Genomic DNA, 18321 nt, shown 5'->3' with positions numbered 1-18321 from the left:
GTAGTCAGATCGGCTTAAATGACACATTCTGCGACAAAAATGCTAGGCTGGTGAACTTTGCTCTTGGACCTTCCGTTCGGACATGCACTTAAATGCTCCGTGACTTAAATGTGCCGTGGGTTGGGCAACCCACGGTGTATACTAGGCGGGGGTCTGGGCATGAACATTCATCGTGGGGGCGATGCCCCTCGGCAGGTCATTGAGTCAACACAGCCAATCGCAGTTATCGGGATTGGTTGCCGGTTCCCAGGAGGGATCCAGGACGCGGACTCGTACTGGAACTTTCTCCTGGAGAAGAACTGCGGCATTGTGGATATCCCGGCGGACCGCTGGAATGTCGATGCTTTCTATGATCCGGAGCCCGATGCCCGGGGAAAGATGCGGACGCGCTGGGGTGGGTTTCTTGCCAGCGACGTTTTCGGCTTCGACCCGAGTTTCTTCGACATGTCGCCCCGCGAGGTGACAACGATGGATCCGCAGCAGCGCCTGGCTCTGCAAGTGGCCTTCGAGGCCGTGCAGGATTCCGATCTCACATTGGCCGATCTGCGCCGCGGACGCACCGGCGTGTTCATCGGCATCTCGACCAACGATTTCGCGCAGAACCTACGCCGCGGACGTGTTGGCGGCGGCGACATCTTTGCCGGCACCGGTTCGGCGTTCTCGATCGCGGCCAACCGAATATCCCACCGTTTCGATCTGAAGGGGCCGAGTATCGCCGTCGACACGGCGTGCTCGTCGGCGCTCGTTGCCATCGATCAGGCAGTGCGCCACCTGAGCACCGGGACCTGTGAAACGGCGCTCGCCGGCGGCGTCAACTGCATGCTCGATCCGGGGCCGTTCATCGCATTCTCCAGCGCCAACATGCTTTCGCCGACCGGCGGTATCTACACCTTCGACGAAAGGGCGGACGGGTTCGTGCGCGGTGAAGGCTGCGGGTTCGTGTTGCTGAAGCCTCTTGACCGGGCAATTGCCGACGGGGACCGGATCTATGGCGTGATCCGCCATTCGATGGTCAATCAGGACGGGTACACGCCCACCCTGACGTCGCCGAGCGGGGAGGCACAGCAAGCGATGCTGGAGGCGCTTGTGGAAGGCGCTTCCCTCGATCCAGCGGATGTCGACTATGTCGAGGCTCATGGGACCGGCACGTCGGTTGGCGATCCGATCGAGGCGACTGCTATCGGCCGCGTGTTCGGTGTGAATTCACGGTCAAAGCCGGCCTATGTCGGATCGTTCAAGCCCAATCTCGGCCACCTCGAATCGGCGTCCGGCATTGCGGGCTTCATCAAGACAGTGCTGACGGCGGGAAACGGCATCGTTCTGCCGAACAGGAATTTCGAGCGCCCGAATCCGAGCATCCCGTTCGACGCGCTCAACATCGCTGTAGCAACGAAGCCAATGCCGATCGACCATCACGGCCGGCCAGTCCTGGCGGTGGTCAACTCCTTCGGTTTTGGTGGTACCAATGCCTCAATCGCCGTGGAAGGATGGCGTGGGCTATCCGCGAACGCCAACCGCGCGCCAAGGCCGGTCATAGCCGGCCATCCGATAGCCGTCCCGATCTCGGCCGGCAGCACGGCGGGACTGGAACTGTGGGCAGGCCGTCTGGCCGACGCGCTGGAGGAGGGGGGCTCCCTTGCGGAGACGCCGGTCGAAGACATCACCGCCCATTTGAGCAGCGCGCGCGATAACTTCGCCCAACGGGCCGCGCTCATCGTCGAGCCGGAGCGCGCCGCGCTCCAGACCCAGTTGCGCGCCTTGGTTAAGGGAGCCATCGAGCAAAGCGCGGAAGGGCCGACCATCATCACCGGCAGGGCCTCCAACCGTCGGCTCGCCGTCGCCTTCTCGGGCCAGGGCGGCCAGTGGTGGGCCATGGCGCGTCGCCTGTTGAAGGAAGACCGTGCGTTTCGCCGAACCGCCGAGATGTTCGACGAAGTGCTGCGTCCGATAGTCGGCTGGTCGACCGTCGAGGAGATGCTGCGGGATGAGACAAAGACCCGTATCAATGATGCCGACGTTACCCAGGCGTCCATCTTCGCCACCCAGATATCCCTCTACGAGCGCTGGACGAAGATCGGCGTGCGGCCTGAGCTTCTGATCGGCCATAGTTTCGGCGAGGTCGCGGCCACCTACGTTTCAGGTATCATCGATATCGAGACGGCGGCCCGCATTATCGCCAAACGCGGCCTCATACCGCTGAAGAGCGAGCGGCGCGGTGCAATGGCCACGATAGGGCTGACGGTCCAGCAACTCGAACCTTTGCTGCCCGGTGATGAAAGCGTCGTCATTGCCGCCTACAACGGCCCGATCGCGCAGACGATTTCCGGCATGGAGGACGCGGTGCTTGGCGTGCTGGCCAAGGTCGCGGAAGCCTATCCCGATGCGACGGCTCGCCGGATGACCATGGATTTCGGATGGCACAGCGCGCATCTGGAAGACTGCAAGGAATGGTTCCTCGGCCAACTGGGTCCGGTCGCCTGGAAAGGAGGCCGTTTGCCGATCATCTCGACGGTCACCGGCATATTCGAGACGAAATTCGACGCCGACTACTGGTGGGCCAATTTGCGCCAACCCGTCAGCTTTACCAAGGCATTGGATTTCACCCTCGATTTCGGCATCGACACTTTCCTGGAGGTCGGTCCGCACCGCACGCTGACGCCGCTTATCCGAGGCATCGCGCAGGAACGTGGGGCAGACGTCGCCGCAGTGAACTCGCTCGATCGCAAAACCGACGATTTCTGGACGCTGGCGCGGGCTGAGGGCAGCCTGCATGTTGCCGGCGTCGAATTCGACCGGCCGAAATCGTCGAGCGGCCGCGTGGCCGTTCCCAAGCTGCCCTGGAACAACCAGCGCTTGCTGAACATGTCCGAGGAGACCAAGAGTTTCTTGTTCGAGGCGCCTCGGCACGCGCTGCTTGGATGGCGCGACTTCACGGCGGGCCCGTCCTGGACGAACGAAATCACGCTCAGAGGCTTCAAATTCCTGGCCGACCACCGCGTCAGCGGCGATTGCCTGTTCCCGGCCGTCGGTTACATCGAGATCATGGGTGCCGCGCTGCGCGACCATTTCGGATCCGAGTCCGTGGAGCTGCGTGATTTCAAACTGTACGAAGCGCTTTCCATCGCGGAGGACGATGTCATACTGGTTACGACGACGTTCGATCCGGTCGGTAGCAGGCTGCGCATCTCCACGCTCCATAGGGGCTCGGACGACGGCTGGAGGACGCGTGCCGAAGCTTATGGCTTCAGCCACAAATATGAACTTGCACCAGCTCCCGCCGACCTCCTGCTGGATCGCCCGAACCTTGTCGAAAAGACGGAATTCTACCGTCTCGCCGAACGGCACGGGCTTGAATACGGTCCCTATTTCCAGTCGGTGAACGCACTCGACATTGTCGACGACCGCCTGGTTGCCAGGCTGTCGAGCAAGGACCCCAACTTGTCGAAGCAGTATTTCGCCTTCCCCGGATTGCTCGACGCGGTGCTCCAGGCCGGCATCGGTCTGGCTTCGCATCGAGACGGCGTTTGGGTTCCAGGTGAATCGCTGCCGCCGGCTAATGAAGACAAGGCCCAGTATCAGTTGCGCCTGCCAACCGGCGCGCGCAAGATCCTGCTGGGCGCTCCGATGACGCCGGAGGTGATCGTCGACATCCAGCCGGGTCTCGACCCGTACTCGATGCGGTTCAGCGTATTCTCGCCGGAAGGGCAGCCGCTCATCGTTCTCGACAACCTTCAGACAAAGGCGCTGGGCAAGGTCAGGGGCAGCAGGGCCAAGCAGGGTGCTGGCTCGGGCTCCAGCGTTTTCGAGGAGCATTTCGAGAAGCAGGAAGCCAAACCCGCAGCGCCTTCATTGCGTTGCGCCCACTGGTTGGTGGTGGGTGATGGAACGCAGCGTCTCGAAGCGACATTGGCTGAGTTGGTTAGCCGCGGAGCGACGGTCGAGGTAGCAAATCCCGCGCCGTTCCTGAACCTCGATGCAGATGAAGCGCTCGCCACGATCCGGGCATTCATGGCCAAATCGGGTGGGACAGGTGGCATCCTGTTCAGCGCCGCCGGCCCCGAAAAACTCGACGACAAAGCAGGCGGGGACGAGCTTCTCGCCGGGATCACGCCCATCGTCCACCAATTGATCACGCTTGGAAAAGTCATCGACCGGCTGCACAGTTCGTCCGAATCGCGCCCCGAACTGGTTGTCGTCACGTCCGGCAGCCGGCTTGTGCAAGGTGACCAGCCGATGAGCCTTTCAGGCCTGAGTGAGAGCGCCTTGATCGGCATTGCTCGCACAATGGCAAACGAGTTCAAAGGTTTAGGCATCCGCCTTATCGATGCGGATACCACATCGCTGCAGTCGGGGGTGGGCATTTCCGGTGCGGTGCTGGAGGAAACCGCAGAGACGGAATTCGTCCTGCGCGGCGCCGAACGCTACGTCCCGCGGCTGGAGCAACTGGCTTTGCACGAAGTGGCGCCGTTGCGGCGGACGCTGGAGACCGCGCGGGATTCTTCCAACTTCGCCGTTACCATGACGGGGCCTGGCACCATCGACAACATCGTACTGCGCGAAATCGCCGATCCCGAATTGGCTCCGGACGAGGTCATGGTCGAGGTCGCCGCGGTCGGACTGAACTTCCGCGACATCATGGCCGCCACCAGCATCTTGCCGGACGAGTTGGAGAATGACGAGGCATATTGGCGCAATCTCGGGCTGGAGTTCGCCGGCACGGTCCGCAGGGTCGGCGAACGGGTGACCAACCTCAAGCCCGGCGATCGCATCATGGGCATGGGCAAGGGCTACCTCAGACGCTTCGCCAAGATCCGGGCGGATCTTGCCATGCGCGTACCCGACGGCATTGATCTGATCGAGGCCGCGACCCTCCCGACAGCCTTCCTTACCGCTCACTACGCTCTCAAACATATCGGCCGATTGGCACAGGACGAAACTGCGCTGATCCATCTGGCTTCGGGTGGTGTCGGCCTCGCCGCCATCCAGGTCGCGCATGATGTGGGGGCTCGAGTCTTCGGCACCGCAGGCAGCGACACAAAACGCGCCTTCCTGAAGAAATGGGGCGTGGATGAGGTCATGAACTCGCGCGCTCTCGATTTCGCCGACCAGGTGCGTTCCTTGACGCGGGGCCGCGGCGTCGACGTGGTGCTGAACGCGCTGTCTGGTAATGGCATCGACAAGAGCCTGGAGTGCCTGGCGCCCTTCGGCCGGATGGTCGAAATCGGTAAGCGCGATCTCGCCGACGACAAGCCGATCGGGCTTCGCTCGCTTTATCGCAACAACGCCTATTCGGTCATCGACCTCTCGACGCTGCCCGTGGAGAGGGAGAGCCTGTTCAGGCAATTGCTGGCGGAGGTGGAGGCAAAGGTTGCCGCCGGCGTCTACAAGCCGCTGGAGGCGACTCGCTTCCCGGCATCGCGCGCGGCGGAAGCCATGCGCATGCTTTCGCGAGCGCTGCACATCGGCAAGGTGATCGTCACTTTGGACGAACCTTCCGTGGACATCGAACTTGACCTCGGCGCACAGTTCGCCGTCTCCGCTCAGGCTTCCTACCTCGTCACCGGTGGGCTCAAGGGCTTTGGCGTTGCGATCGCCGATTGGCTCAGTCAGAAAGGCGCGGGAACCATCATCCTTGCCAATCGAAGCGGTGTTCCTGATGCCGAAGCGGCTGTCGCCATCGAGATCATGGAGCAACGCGGCACGCGCGTCATTCGCGCCGCGCTGGACGTGACCGATGCTACCGCCGTTGGCAGGCTGATCGGCGAATATGCCGGGGGTGACGCTCCTCTGCGCGGCATCGTGCATGGCGCCGCGGTGATCGAGGACGCTTTCGTCTCGCAGCTCGATGCAGGCAAGATCGACCGCGTGCTGAGGCCGAAGATAGCTGGCGGGTGGAACTTGCATGTCGCCGTTGTCGAACACGATATCCCGCTGGATTTCTTGGTGAATTTCTCTTCGATCGCGCAGGTTATCGGTTCGTCCGGGCAGGCCAACTACACGGCGGCCAACTCTGTTTTGGACGCAATTGCTACCTATCGCAGGGGTCGCAACCTGGCCGGCTCGTCCACCGCTTGGGGCATGATCGCCGGCAGTGGATTCGTTGCCAGGTCGGAAGCAATGACCAATTATCTCGATAGTGTCGGCATCAAGCCGGTTCAGGATTCCGAAGCGGCGGCGGCCCTGTCTTATCTCGTGCGCGCCAGATCGGAGAATCTCGGCTTTGCCAATATCGACTGGGCTGCGATCGCGCGCACGAACCCCGGCGCAGCGACGAATCCGAGGATTTCGCCGCTGCTTGGAGACAGAACCGGAGGGCGGTCTCGTATTCAGGCCGAGCTTGCAGCCGCGCCACGCGAGGCGTGGGACGACCTGCTCGCCGACATGATCCGGCGCGAGGTGGCGAAAGTCCTCAAGGTCGAGGCAAGCGCCTTGGCGGATGACCGCAAGCTCAGTGAGCTCGGTCTCGACTCCCTCTCATCATTCGAACTGAAAAACCGCGTCGAGGCTCAGGTCGAAGTCGACATCCCTGTTGCCAAGTTCCTGCAAGCGCCGACGATCGCAGGACTGTCGCGCCTCGTCGCTTCCGCTTTCGAGGCGAAACTGAAGGCGTCCGCCTTGCAGGTCCTGGCCGCACAATCGAGTTCCGATGGCGTTTCAGCGCAGGAAGCCTTCCGGCCTCTAGGCCGCCAGGTCGATGCGATGATGCTGGATGGACGGCCGATGTCGTCGGCCGTCGCAAAGGCCGACAATCAGATCCTGGTCGAGACGAGTATCGAGCCTGGCGTGTCGCTGGCGGCGCTTGCGACAAGGTTGGCGCGACTGGTCGAGAGACACGATGCGCTCCGGATGACGGGTGCGATGTCGGCGTCCGGCGCCGTAGAGGTCGGCTTCGAGGCGCAACCTGTCATTGAAGTGCTTTCGCCGGGCGGTCGTTTGGGCGATGTGGCACTGCCTGGTCCGCTATGGCGGATCGGCGCATGCCAGCGGCAGGATGGCGGTCACGAGCTGCAAATCCGGGCTCATCGCGCGGCTGCCGACACGTTATCGGTTCATCTTTTGCTCGCGCAGCTTGTGCGAGACGAAGCGGAAGCGGTCGAAGCAGAGCTCAGTTTCACCGACTATGCGCGCCTAGCTCATCCGGTGCCCGGATCGAGCGAGTATCGTCGCGATCTCGCCTACTGGAAGGAAATCCTTCACCATGCGCCGGCTATCGCACCCATCCCCGGCCGTAGTCGTGCCGCGTCTCCCGCCGGTATGGGAACGAACAGGGGCCGTGTCGGATTGCTGGAGATCACGCTTCCCGCAGGAGCATTCGCGTCGAGATCGGAGTTGCCGGCCGCGCGCTTTCTGACCGCCTATGCCAAGGCCTTGGCAAAGCGCCTCTCGCTCCAATCAATCGTCATCGACCGCTGGCATAGCGGGCGCGGGGAGGGAGCACCAAGCGGATTGATAGGCCCCTTGGATGGGTCCTATCCGATTGTCCTGCGAGCCATAAATGAACTGGGTTACGATCTGCTGAGGAAGGCCGAGCGTGCCGACGCAAACGGCCAGGCGCATCGGTCAATGGATACATCGTCCTTGGAATTGGCGCTCGAAGAGGATCTGCGCATTCGCCGTGTTTCGCTGCGCCAATTCGGCTTCGCTTTTCTCGATGGCAGCCAGGTTACGGCGCTCGCCGCCTTGGACCGTCCTCTCGATGCGATCCCCGCATCCACGCACGAGATTCAATTGTCCGCAGCGGCAAGCGAAGCCGGTGTTGTCTGCCGGCTGACCGTGGATCTCGACGTCGTCGAAGAAGCAACGGCGCGGTTGTTACTCGATCAGTTTCTCGACGAGCTTTCGTCCGAACTCGAAACGTCCGGCCGCCTGGTGCCCGCCGCAATGGGCTGGAGGGTGCGCGAGTGGTCCGGCCAGCCGAGTGGAAGCCGGGATGTTGAGCGCTCGCCGCTCGACGGCGTGCCCAACGTCGAAAGAGAGATAGCAGTGACCAGCACGCAATTGGGATTACTGCGTTTCCAGGAACATCGAGACGCGACTTCGCATGCGCGTGCCGCATTCATTGTAAGCAAGGAGTTCAAGATCCGGCCGCAAATGGACGCCGATCGTCTCAGACGAGCGATCGAAACGGTCATGGCGCGCCACGAGGTGATGCGTACCCGGTTTTTCCGCAACGGGGCTGGATACGGCGCGTATCTGGAAAGGACGCCGACCGATTTCTTCAGGGTCGAGCAAGTCGCCGACGAGGCCGAAGCGATGGAGCGCGCAACCGAGCTCGCGCAGGAAGGCATAGATATCGAGGCGCCGATGTTCCGTGTCACGATCATCCGGTTCGGCTCCGAGAGCGACCTTATCGTCGCCAAGGCCCATCATCTGGTCGTTGACGGCTATTCCCTCGGCCTCATCGTCGAGGAGACAGTCAAGGCTTATCTCGGCCTGCCTCTTGATCCGGTGGAAATGAGCATCGACCGGTTCATCCGGGATTTCGACCATGTCGGAAAACCCGGTTCGTTCGAGCGGCGCGACGCATTCCTGCGCAAGGTATTCGTCGAGCCCTTGCCGCAGGTTCCCAATCTCGGGCGTAAGGCGAAAGGTCGGCGGACGAATGTCAATCTGATCGATTGCAGCCTCAGCGACGACGTGACGCTCTCGATAGCCAGCGACCAGCAGGATGCGCTGCGCAAGCGTGCCAGGGCAGCCGGCACGACGGAAACGGCCATGATTATCGCGGCCTTTGCGCAGACCATCGGGGCGCGCGGCGGCGTGGATGACATGGTGATGCAGGTTCCAGCAGCCTTGCGCCACGACCGGCGGCTGGAGAACTATGTCAATTTCGTCGCCTCGGACGTGCCCGTGCGCGTGCGGCTGTCGCGGTTCGAGACAATCGAAGCGTTAGCAGGTTCGCTCGGAGAAGGGATCGAAGAGGCTATCCAGTTCGCGCCCTTCATGGATTCGAACTACTTCGGAGACGTGCATGATGATGTCGTGGCCAAGGGATCCTATACCTCTCTCTTCGTCGCCGGCACCCAAACAGTCGACAGATGGACACGCGCTACCCAGTCGGCCCCGCTTCAAAGGGCCCATGCCAGTGGCGAACTTGATCTCGGCATGTTCAAAGTGACGCCCCTGCCTGACATGCGACGAGAAAAGCCACGTACCAGCGAGATGGATCTGCGCACCTTTCCCACCGCGAACGGTCTCGGTCTGACTTTGATATTCGACCAATTGGGCTATGACCGTACGGAAGCAGAAGATATCCTGAGGGAAGTTATCGAACGGCTGTTGGCCGCGGAACCGGCGGTCGATGCCGCCGAGCAGGCGGCGATATAGCGATGCGTCGATCCAGGGTCAGCGGGGCCGGTGGAAGCCGGTGCAGGTAAAGATACGTGATTCGCTTCATCTTAATCTTGTTTGCCGTTCTGGCGGCAGTCGGGCTCTTTTCCGGCTGGTATATTTGGCCTGCTCAGGTGGAGTCCTATGTCGCCCAGCGAAGGCTGATCGCGCGTGAAATCGCCGGACCCGGCCTTCTCGGTGCAACCAACCAGGTCGTCGTTACGGCACGGATCCAGGCATTCCTGGCCGACGTTCGCGTCGACCGGAATGACGAGGTGAAGACCGGCGATGTCCTCGCCACGCTAAATGCGACCGAAATCGAGTATCAGCTTGCCGCCGCGGTCGCCAACGACCGGGCTGCGACGGAGAGCGTGCGCGAAGCCGAATTGGAGCGCGACCGGCTTGCTATCGCCGCTCGCACTGCACAGGCAGATCTGGATCGCAGAAAAAGCCTGCTCGCCAGCAAATCGATTTCTCAGGCCGAGTTCGACCTCTTCGAAAGTACCCAGAAGCAGGCTGGGGCCGCGTTGGCTCGAGCGACCGTCACCATCGAGCGCGCGAAGGCCCAGGCCGCGGCCGCCTCCGCCGAGGTGGAGCAGATACGGAGCCGCTTCGGCGAAACCTCCATACGCTCGCCTGTCGACGGTGTGGTGGTTTCCCGCAGCCGCACGGTGGGCGACCTGCTTTCTCCGGGCGTCGAACTGATGCAGATCGTCGACCCGACGTCATTGCTGGTCATGGCACGCTTCGACGAATCCGCGATGGGGTCGCTTCGGCCGGGGCAAGTAGCGAAAGTCACCTTCTCATCGGATCCGCAACGCCCCTACGCTGCTTCCATTGCGCGGATCGGCCGGCAAGTCGATCAAGAGACGCGCGAGTTCACCGTCGATCTCAAATTGCGCGAGGTGCCGGCGAACTGGGCTGTCGGTCAGCGTGCAAGCGTCACCATCCAAGCGGAATCGCCGTCACCGGGCATTGCGGTGCCACAGCGGTTCCTGGCGAGGAACCAGGGACGGGTGGGTCTATGGATTGCACATGACGGGCGGGCCTATTGGGCCCCTGTCTCACTGGGCTACTCCAGCGGCACCGATATCGAGATCACGCGCGGCCTAAAGGTCGGCGATGTCGTGCTCAGTCCGACAGGCCGCTTCCAGTACCAGGCAGTTAACCTCCAGGCATTGGGCAGGTGAATCTCGCGGTCAAAGATATTAGGCATAACCTGCTGAGGTTCATCCTGACCGTTTTCGGTGTCGGCCTACTGATGGCGGCGACGATCGGAATGCTGGGCATGTATCGCGGCATCGTCTACGAAGCCTTGATCGTGATCGACGGCATTGGTGCCGACCTCTGGGTCGTCGAAGGGGGAAAGTCCGGACCGTTCGCCGAATCTTCCGCCGTTCCGGCCAATCTCGATCGCCGCGTGGCCGGTGTGGCCGGCGTGGCGGCAACGCGGCGGTTCATCCAATACAACCAGCAGTTCGAAATTGACGGGCTTCCGCTCCGCATGTCGGTCACCGGTGTGGACTATCCAAGCGACAGTGGCAGCTGGATACCGTTGATCGCCGGCCGGTACTTCCAATCAAATCGCTATGAGGCCATAGCCGACAAAACTCTCGGCCTGGTCGTGGGTGACGAGATCCGGCTTGGACGAGATAGCTATACGATTGTCGGCGTGTCGACCGGGCAGGTCGACATGGGCGGCGACGGATTGTTGTTCGTCACCATCCCGGATGCGCAGGTGATCAACCGGCTCCTGCCCAGCGAGGCGGTCCTCCTCAACCGTGCGGCCAAGGGCAAGACGCGTATGGGTCTCGGCGACGAGACCGGAAGTGTCGCTGCGGTCATCGTCGAAACTCTCCCGGGCGCGGACAAGGAGGTCGTGCGTGACTCGATCAAACGCTGGGGCGACGTCGAGGTCCTCACGCAGCAGGACCAAGAAACGCTTCTACTGGACGGCCGCCTCGGCAAGCTCCGCGTCCAGATCCTGGCTTTCACGACGATGACGCTGCTGATCTGCTGCGCCGTCATAGCACTGACCATCTATACGATGACGATCGAGAAGGTCGCGCAGATAGCACTTCTGAAGCTGATCGGCGCCCGTGACCGGGTGATCATCGGCATGATTGCGCAGCAGGCGGGGTTGATCGGCTTTTGCAGCCTCGTTCTGGCCATAGCCATCTCGTTTACGATCTATCCGAGATTTCCAAGAACTGTGCTGATCACCGAATCCGACCTTGGCGTGTTGTCGTTCGTGCTGATGGCACTCAGCCTTGCGGCCAGCTGGTTTGCGATTCGTCGCGCGCTCGCGGTCCGTGCCCAGGAAGTGTTGGCCTGATGTCGAAGCGCCGCCTCGCCACACTGGAGGTTCGGAACGCCAGCAAGATCTACGAGAGCGGGGGCACGCCGGTCACCGCGCTCGCGGCAGGTTCGCTGAGCTTGAGCCCCGGCAGTGTTACCGGCATTGTCGGGCCCAGCGGCTCAGGCAAGACGACGCTGCTGATGATCGCCGGTCTGCTGGAGACACCGACCACGGGAGAGGTCCTGTTCGACGGGAAGGTGATTTCGCGTCCCGGTGCGAAGCTCAACGAGCTACGAGCCTTCAGGCGGACCCATCTTGGCTTTGTGTTTCAGAAGGCGAACTTGATCCCCTTTCTCACGGCCGCCGAGAACATCGCCATCGCCATGCAGGTCAACGATGTCGGTCGGCAGCAGGCGCAGGCGCGAGCGGACCGGCTTCTCGCCGCGTTGGGCATCGAACATCGCGGCTCCAATTATCCTTCCCAACTTTCCGGCGGCGAGCAGCAGCGCGTTTCAATCGCCAGGGCCTTGGCAAACGATCCCACCGTTATTCTGGCCGACGAACCTACCGCCGCACTGGATGGTACACGGGCGGAGATGGTGATGAAGGTTTTCAGGCATCTGGCGGACAGCCGCAATGTCGCGATCTGCGTTGTGACCCACGATACGCGCTGGAAAACTTATTTCGATTCGATGCTCGAGCTCGAGGACGGGCGGGAACGAGCGCCGTCTCCCTTTGGCTTGATGGCTGAACGGCATTAACCAACGGTCGGTGTGGCCAAGGCGCGGTATAGGTCCGGCTTCAATGATCCGGCTTCGCTTCGGGCGGTGCTTTGTTTTTGCGAGCTGCTCGCTGACGCGGCGGTGCTGAGGTTCACTACGCGGCACGCACCGCGCGCTGCCTCGGCTTGATCGCGGTGGCAAGCAGCAGCCCGGCGACGATGAGGGCGGCACCGGCGAGATCGTAGTCCTGCAAGCTTTCGCCAAGGAACAGATAAGCGAGAAGGGCGACGAAGGCAGTCTGCAGATAGAGCAGCATGCTGGCGCGCCCGGCGCCAAGCGTCTCGACGCTACTGTTGTAGAGATAGTACATCAGAGCGCCGCCCGGGCCAGCAACATAGGCGAGGGCCAATAGGCCGTTCGCATGCAGCGCCGAACGATCCCCGGAAACCAGTTCCCAGAGATAAAGCGGCAATGCGGCCAGCGCGCCGGCTCCCAGCAGCAGGACCACCATCGGCAGAAGCTCGATAGCGAATTTGGCGCGGCGCAGCAGCACGGTGTAGAGGCCCCAGCAAAACGCGCTGCCGACGATCCACAACTCGCCAGGATTGAACTGCAGCTGCATCAGCGCGGCAAGGTCGCCCCGCGCCGCAATCACCACCATCCCGGCCAGAGCGACCAGGGCTCCAAGCGTTTTCCAGACACCGAGCGGCTCGCCGAGCACGAAGCGGGCAAGCACCATTGTCATGATCGGCGACAGCGCCATGATGATGCCGGCCGTCGTCGCGTTGGTGTAGTTGAGGCCCGTATAGATCATGCCCTGACACAAGGTCAGCCCGATGGCACCGATGACCAGCACCTCGATCACCCGGGATTGGATCAGCACGAGCATCGCCCCGTGATGACGATGGACGATAGGCAGCAGGATCGCGCAGGCAAGCGTCAGCCGCCAGAAGCACAGTGCCCAAGGCGGCATCTCGGGGGCAACCCACTTGGCGGCAATATAGACGCCGGCCGACAGGAGCCAGCAGAGCGTCGCGAGGGAATAGGCAAGCGAAAGTGATGCGCCCGGTGTCGCCTTCGCTACATTTGGCTGTGCTATCGGCAGCGATTGGATGTCCATCTCCTCCACCGCAGACTTTAGCAGATTTGCAGCGTCTTGCTAAGCAGCCACAACAGCTGTTTCGCCAGCGACAGATATTCGCGTGGTTGCCGCAATCTTCTCGCGCCATATTTGTATCGAGAGCAGATTTGTCGCGAATTCCTGACCTCATGCCAACATTGCAGGAAGAATAAGCCACTGACTTCCGTTTGCACAAAGAGCACGACGCAATCCATGCGGAGGACGTCTGATGCATGCCGGCTTCCGAGGAAGCGTATTCGTAGCGGTGTTGGGAGCCGTCATGGCGAGCTGCGCGGGCATTCCGGCGCAAAAAACCGGGCTGGCGCAAAAAACCGGGGCAATAACCGGCTATGGTCCCAAGCCCACCTTACCGAAACCAAGACCAACGCTGTTCCCGACTGTTAACATCGCCGAGGCGAAAGGCTGGCAGAAAGGAGGTATGCCGACCACGGCGAAGGGGCTGACAGTGAACGCCTTCGCCACCGGCCTCGACCATCCGCGTTGGCTGCATGTGCTTCCGAACGGCGACGTGCTGGTTGCTGAAACCAATGCCCCCGCCAAGCATGACGAAGGCTTCAGTCTTAGAAAGGTGTTCATGGACCTGGCTATGAAGCGGGCCGGTGCCGCGACCAAAAGCGCCAATCGCATCACGCTCCTGCGCGACACCGATGGCGACGGCATTGCGGATGTGCGCACGACGTTCGCGGAAGGCCTCAATTCGCCCTTCGGCATGACGCTGTCCAAAGGCAAGCTCTTTGTCGCGAATACCGACGCGCTCGTCGCTTTCCCCTACTCCAATGGCCAGACCCGGGTCAGCACGTCGCCGGAAAAGATCATCGACTTGCCGGCCGGAGACCTTAACCATCATTGGACTAAGGACGTGATCGCAACGCCGGATGGACGCAAGCTCTATGTCACCGTTGGTTCCAACAGCAACGTTGGAGAAAACGGCATAGCCGCGGAGAAGAACCGCGCCGCTGTCCTTGAAGTGGATCGGTCGACCCGACGCACTCGGGTCTTCGCCTCGGGCCTGCGCAACCCGAACGGGCTCTCCTGGAATCCTGAAACTGGCGAGCTTTGGGTCGCCGTGAACGAGCGTGACGAGATCGGCGACGACCTTGTGCCGGATTACATGACCTCGGTTCGTGACCGCGCTTTCTACGGCTGGCCCTACAGCTACTACGGACAGAACGTCGACGAACGCGCCAAGCCGCCGCGCCCCGATCTCGTGGCGACGGCGGTCAAGCCCGATTACGCGCTGGGTTCGCATACCGCCTCGCTGGGGCTGACCTTCTCCAAAGGCGCACGGCTCGGTCCGGCCTACGGCAACGGCGCCTTCGTCGGCCAGCACGGATCGTGGAATAGAAGCGTGCACAGCGGCTACAAGGTGATCTTCGTGCCGTTCCATGGTGGCAAACCGAGTGGTCCTCCGAAAGATGTGCTCACTGGCTTCATCGGGCGTAATGGCGAGGCGATGGGCCGTCCGGTCGGCGTCGCTACCGATCAGACTGGCGCACTGCTCGTCGCCGACGACGTCGGTAATGTCATCTGGCGGGTCCGCCGAGCGAATGGCCGTTGAGCGCAGGTGCCTTTCTGATTCCGCCCTCACCAGCCTCCGGCTACGGCGCCACGCCGATATGGCTGCATTCGGCTACGGTTTCGATACATATGCCAGGTGACGACATCGCGCCTGCCGCATGTCGGTCGCTGCGGGGCGTTCCATTTTGCGCATGGCTATTCGGGCAAGGGGTGATCCTGTCGAACGCTGTCGGGCAAGCTGCTCGCTGAAGCGATCACCGGTGACGCTTCGCGGCTCGATCTGTTTTCGACCCTAAGCCCACTGCCGTTTCCGGGCGGCACGGCGCTCCATGTGCTCGGCATGCTTCGGTACGCAGTGCGTGACCGCCTCAAACCTTGAGCGCAGGCGGTGGGAACCTCTGACCCACAGGATCAAACCTATGCAGAGACCGAGCGGCGCCACCAAGCGACCAACGGTCCGCAGGCAGCTAATAGATCGATATGATCACAGGATTAACCGTTTCGTAGCCCAGGCGCGGCTCCGATTTGTCTTTCGAAATCGGATTGGAGACGGTTCCGGTTGAACTGCAATCCACCTTTGTTTTCCTGTTTTTCTTGATCGTGCTGCCCGACAGGTTGGCGCAGGCCGACGTTACTGCCGTACTGACCACCATCTTTTTCTCGTGCGCAAGGGCGGCGGTGGATACGGCCATCACAATTGCCGCACAAACAATCGTCAATCTCATTGATTTCCCCCTTAGAGCACCCGCAAAAGTGTGGTCGACTGCCTTGAGACGCCGGCGAAGACGGTGCTAGCGCCTGGCCGGCCCATGCGGCTTCCGACGGCACAAGATTGTAACTACATTAGCTGTGGCGCAAGTAACCATTTCGGACTAGGGAACGGGTTCACCCTTCGACAGAATGGGCTGAGCTGCCGTCGAAAAAGCAGGCGTTTTGACCGTTTCCGCCGCCGAGCGTCTTCTCGAGAGCGATGCAGTCGATCCCGACTGAATGCGGCTTTGCGGGAGGTGGCAGAATAGAGCGACCGCTCTGCTTCGAGCACTACGCTGGGCGGCGGGAGGTCTCTCTGTCTCTGGTCGCCGAGGCTGCGCTCGCGTCCTTCGTACCGGCGGATGCCGAAGAGCGAAAGTAAGCGGCGGTTACTCGCCGCCTGATGCCCTTAAACTCACGGCTACGCATTGGTTGGATCTATGCAGCGAGAAGGCCAACCCTGGCACAGCCTCTATATCGATAGTCACCTTCGGGCAGCACCAGTCTTGGAATTCACGCCCTCAAGCAAGGCGAGCAGGCCTTTCAGAATTTCGATTGGCGGTGGCGGGCAACCTGGAATGTGCAGATCGACAGGCAAGACGTCGGACACTCCGCGCATCACGGCATAGCTGCCGGCGAAACAGCCGCCATTGCCTGCGCAATCTCCCAGTGCGACCACCCATTTTGGGTTGGGTGTTGCGTCGTAGGTCCGCTTCAATGCCTCGCGCATGTTTTTTGTGACCGGCCCGGTGACGAGCAGTACATCGGCATGGCGCGGTGATGCGACGAACCGGATCCCAAAACGCTCAATGTCATAGAAGGCGTTGTTCAGCGCGTGCATCTCAAGTTCGCAGCCGTTGCAGGAACCGGCATCGACCGCCCGGATCGACAGGCTTCGTCCCAATCGTTTGTGAGCAGCCCCGTCGAGCGCGCGTGCGAGTTCGTCGACCGCCGTGCTGCTTGCCAACGGCGGACGCTCGGTGAGAGGGGGGCGTATCAGGCTTTCAAAAAGAAGCTTGCGCATGACAGCGTGCCTTCAGAGATCATGGCCCGAATAAGAGCAGTTGAACGATTTGTTGCACAGCGGAAAGTCGGCAACGATGTTTCCTTCGATCGCCGCTTCAAGGAGCGGCCATTGAAACCATGACGGATCACGCAGATGACAGCGCTCGACCAAGCCGCCCTTGCCAATGCGCAGCCAGGCCAGAATGTCGCCCCGAAAACCTTCGACGAGCGCCATGCCTTCATGCGATCGGTCTGTCTGCGCGAAATTGACGCGGATCGGTCCGTCTGGCGCTTGCCGCAGGATTTGTTCGATCAGGGACAGGCTTTGTTCGACCTCGTGGATGCGAATCCAGACACGGGCGTTCACATCGCCCCCCTGGAGGAGAGGTACGTCGAAGGCGAGTTCGCCATAGGGTGGATAAGCGAGATTGCGTCGGGCATCGAAGTCCCGACCGGAGGCCCGGCCAACGTAGCCTCCGGCGCGATATTGACGAGCGAGTTCCACCTTCAGCCGACCAGTTGCGACAGTCCGATCCTGCAGCGACGCTGTGTTATCGTAGAGCTCGACCAGCGCGGGAAACCGTTGCCTGATCTCTGCGATCAGGGACCTGAGCGCTGTCGTGCCCTCATCGCTCAGGAAGCTTGCCACGCCTCCGGGCACTATGCGGTCGCGCATCAAACGATGACCGAAGGCAGCATCGCTTGCCCGCAATACGCGCTCACGCAGCACCCCACAGTGGGCATGCATGAGCGCGAAGGCGGCATCATTGCAGATAGCGCCGATGTCGCCCAGATGATTGGCCAGACGCTCCAACTCGGCCATGAGCGCTCGCAGCCAGACCGCGCATGGGGGAACCTCGACGCCCAGCGCCGCCTCGACCGCGCGTGCAAAAGCGAGGGAGTATGCCACAGTACTGTCGCCAGAGGTTCTGCCCGCCAGTTTGGCTGCGTGATCGATATCGGACCCCGCCATCAAGCCTTCTATGCCTTTGTGTGTGTATCCGAAGCGCTCCTCCAGCCGGACGACCGTTTCGCCGCTTGCCGTAAATCGAAAATGCCCTGGCTCGATGATGCCGGCATGCACGGGCCCGACCGGGATTTGATGCAGGCTCTCCCCCTCGGCAGGCAGGAAATGGTAGGGCGAGGCTGTCGCAGCAGACGTCCGGACGCGGGTACTCAACGGATAGCTGACACCCCAGTGGCCATGATCAAGCCACCGTCGCGTATCAGGCGCACCTTGTGGCAGGAGTCCGAACAGGTCAGCGGCCGCGCGTTCGAGGCGCAACGCGGGCGGATGCAGCCGGCCAACCGATGGGTAGCGGCCACTGGGGCATTCCAGGCTGACGACGCCGATGTCCCCGGCGCCTTCATCGAGAAGTGCCATGTGGACGGCGCCTGGCTCACCCCATAGGCCGAGCAAGCTCCAGTGGCCTTCGGCCAATTGCTCGACAGCAAAGCGCCATTTTTTCGGAGTGACCACGGCGCGCGACCACGGGAAATGATTTTCGACACGTTGGCCAGCGAGGATGAGATCGATCAGCGCGGGCATGCTCTTT

9 protein-coding genes are annotated in these 18321 nt (G+C 61.8%); 5 read left to right on the top strand and 4 right to left on the bottom strand.

All coding sequences use genetic code 11. The features are described 5' to 3' along the window. Window positions 1-108: 108 nt before the first annotated feature. The 4 genes from AC0L2P_RS01830 to AC0L2P_RS01815 are packed head-to-tail and all read left to right on the top strand — an operon-like array spanning window position 109 to window position 12390. Window positions 109-9327, top strand: coding sequence for an SDR family NAD(P)-dependent oxidoreductase (locus AC0L2P_RS01830; protein WP_473499543.1), 9219 nt, complete (start codon window positions 109-111; stop codon window positions 9325-9327). Window positions 9328-9383: 56 nt separating this feature from the next. Further along, window positions 9384-10520: an efflux RND transporter periplasmic adaptor subunit gene (locus AC0L2P_RS01825; RefSeq protein ID WP_473499542.1), complete on the top strand. Its 1137-nt coding sequence runs from the start codon at window positions 9384-9386 to the stop codon at window positions 10518-10520. Further along, entirely contained in the window at window positions 10517-11665 is a 1149-nt protein-coding gene (locus AC0L2P_RS01820) for an ABC transporter permease (protein WP_473499541.1), read from the top strand. Before AC0L2P_RS01825 ends, AC0L2P_RS01820 begins: the two co-directional genes overlap by 4 nt. Next, window positions 11665-12390: an ABC transporter ATP-binding protein gene (locus tag AC0L2P_RS01815; protein WP_473499540.1), complete on the top strand. Its 726-nt coding sequence runs from the start codon at window positions 11665-11667 to the stop codon at window positions 12388-12390. The genes AC0L2P_RS01820 and AC0L2P_RS01815 overlap by 1 nt, the downstream gene beginning before the upstream one ends. Window positions 12391-12505: 115 nt before the next feature. On the opposite strand, the gene AC0L2P_RS01810 is transcribed toward AC0L2P_RS01815, so the two are convergent. Beyond that, window positions 12506-13471, bottom strand: a complete 966-nt coding sequence (locus AC0L2P_RS01810; RefSeq protein WP_473499539.1) for a DMT family transporter — start codon at window positions 13469-13471, stop codon at window positions 12506-12508. Window positions 13472-13700: 229 nt separating this feature from the next. On the opposite strand from AC0L2P_RS01810, the gene AC0L2P_RS01805 reads away from it, so the two are divergent. Then, a complete protein-coding gene (locus AC0L2P_RS01805) occupies window positions 13701-15050 on the top strand; it encodes a PQQ-dependent sugar dehydrogenase (protein ID WP_473499538.1) in 1350 nt (449 codons plus the stop codon). 427 nt (window positions 15051-15477) lie between these two features. Here AC0L2P_RS01805 and AC0L2P_RS01800 read toward each other — a convergent pair whose 3' ends face one another. The 3 genes from AC0L2P_RS01800 to AC0L2P_RS01790 all read right to left on the bottom strand — a co-directional run bounded on the left by AC0L2P_RS01800 (window position 15478) and on the right by AC0L2P_RS01790 (window position 18314). After that, entirely contained in the window at window positions 15478-15735 is a 258-nt protein-coding gene (locus tag AC0L2P_RS01800) for a hypothetical protein (protein WP_473499537.1), read from the bottom strand. Window positions 15736-16244: 509 nt separating this feature from the next. Then, window positions 16245-16784, bottom strand: a complete 540-nt coding sequence (locus AC0L2P_RS01795; protein ID WP_473499536.1) for an NADH-quinone oxidoreductase subunit B family protein — start codon at window positions 16782-16784, stop codon at window positions 16245-16247. 12 nt (window positions 16785-16796) lie between these two features. Beyond that, complete coding sequence (locus AC0L2P_RS01790) at window positions 16797-18314, bottom strand: hydrogenase large subunit (protein ID WP_473499535.1); 1518 nt, start codon at window positions 18312-18314, stop codon at window positions 16797-16799. Window positions 18315-18321: the final 7 nt, after the last annotated feature.

The organism is Mesorhizobium sp. WSM4836 (genome assembly GCF_055811815.1).
Note: the sequence above shows the minus strand (reverse complement) of the source record. Positions and strands in the feature narration are given on the sequence as shown.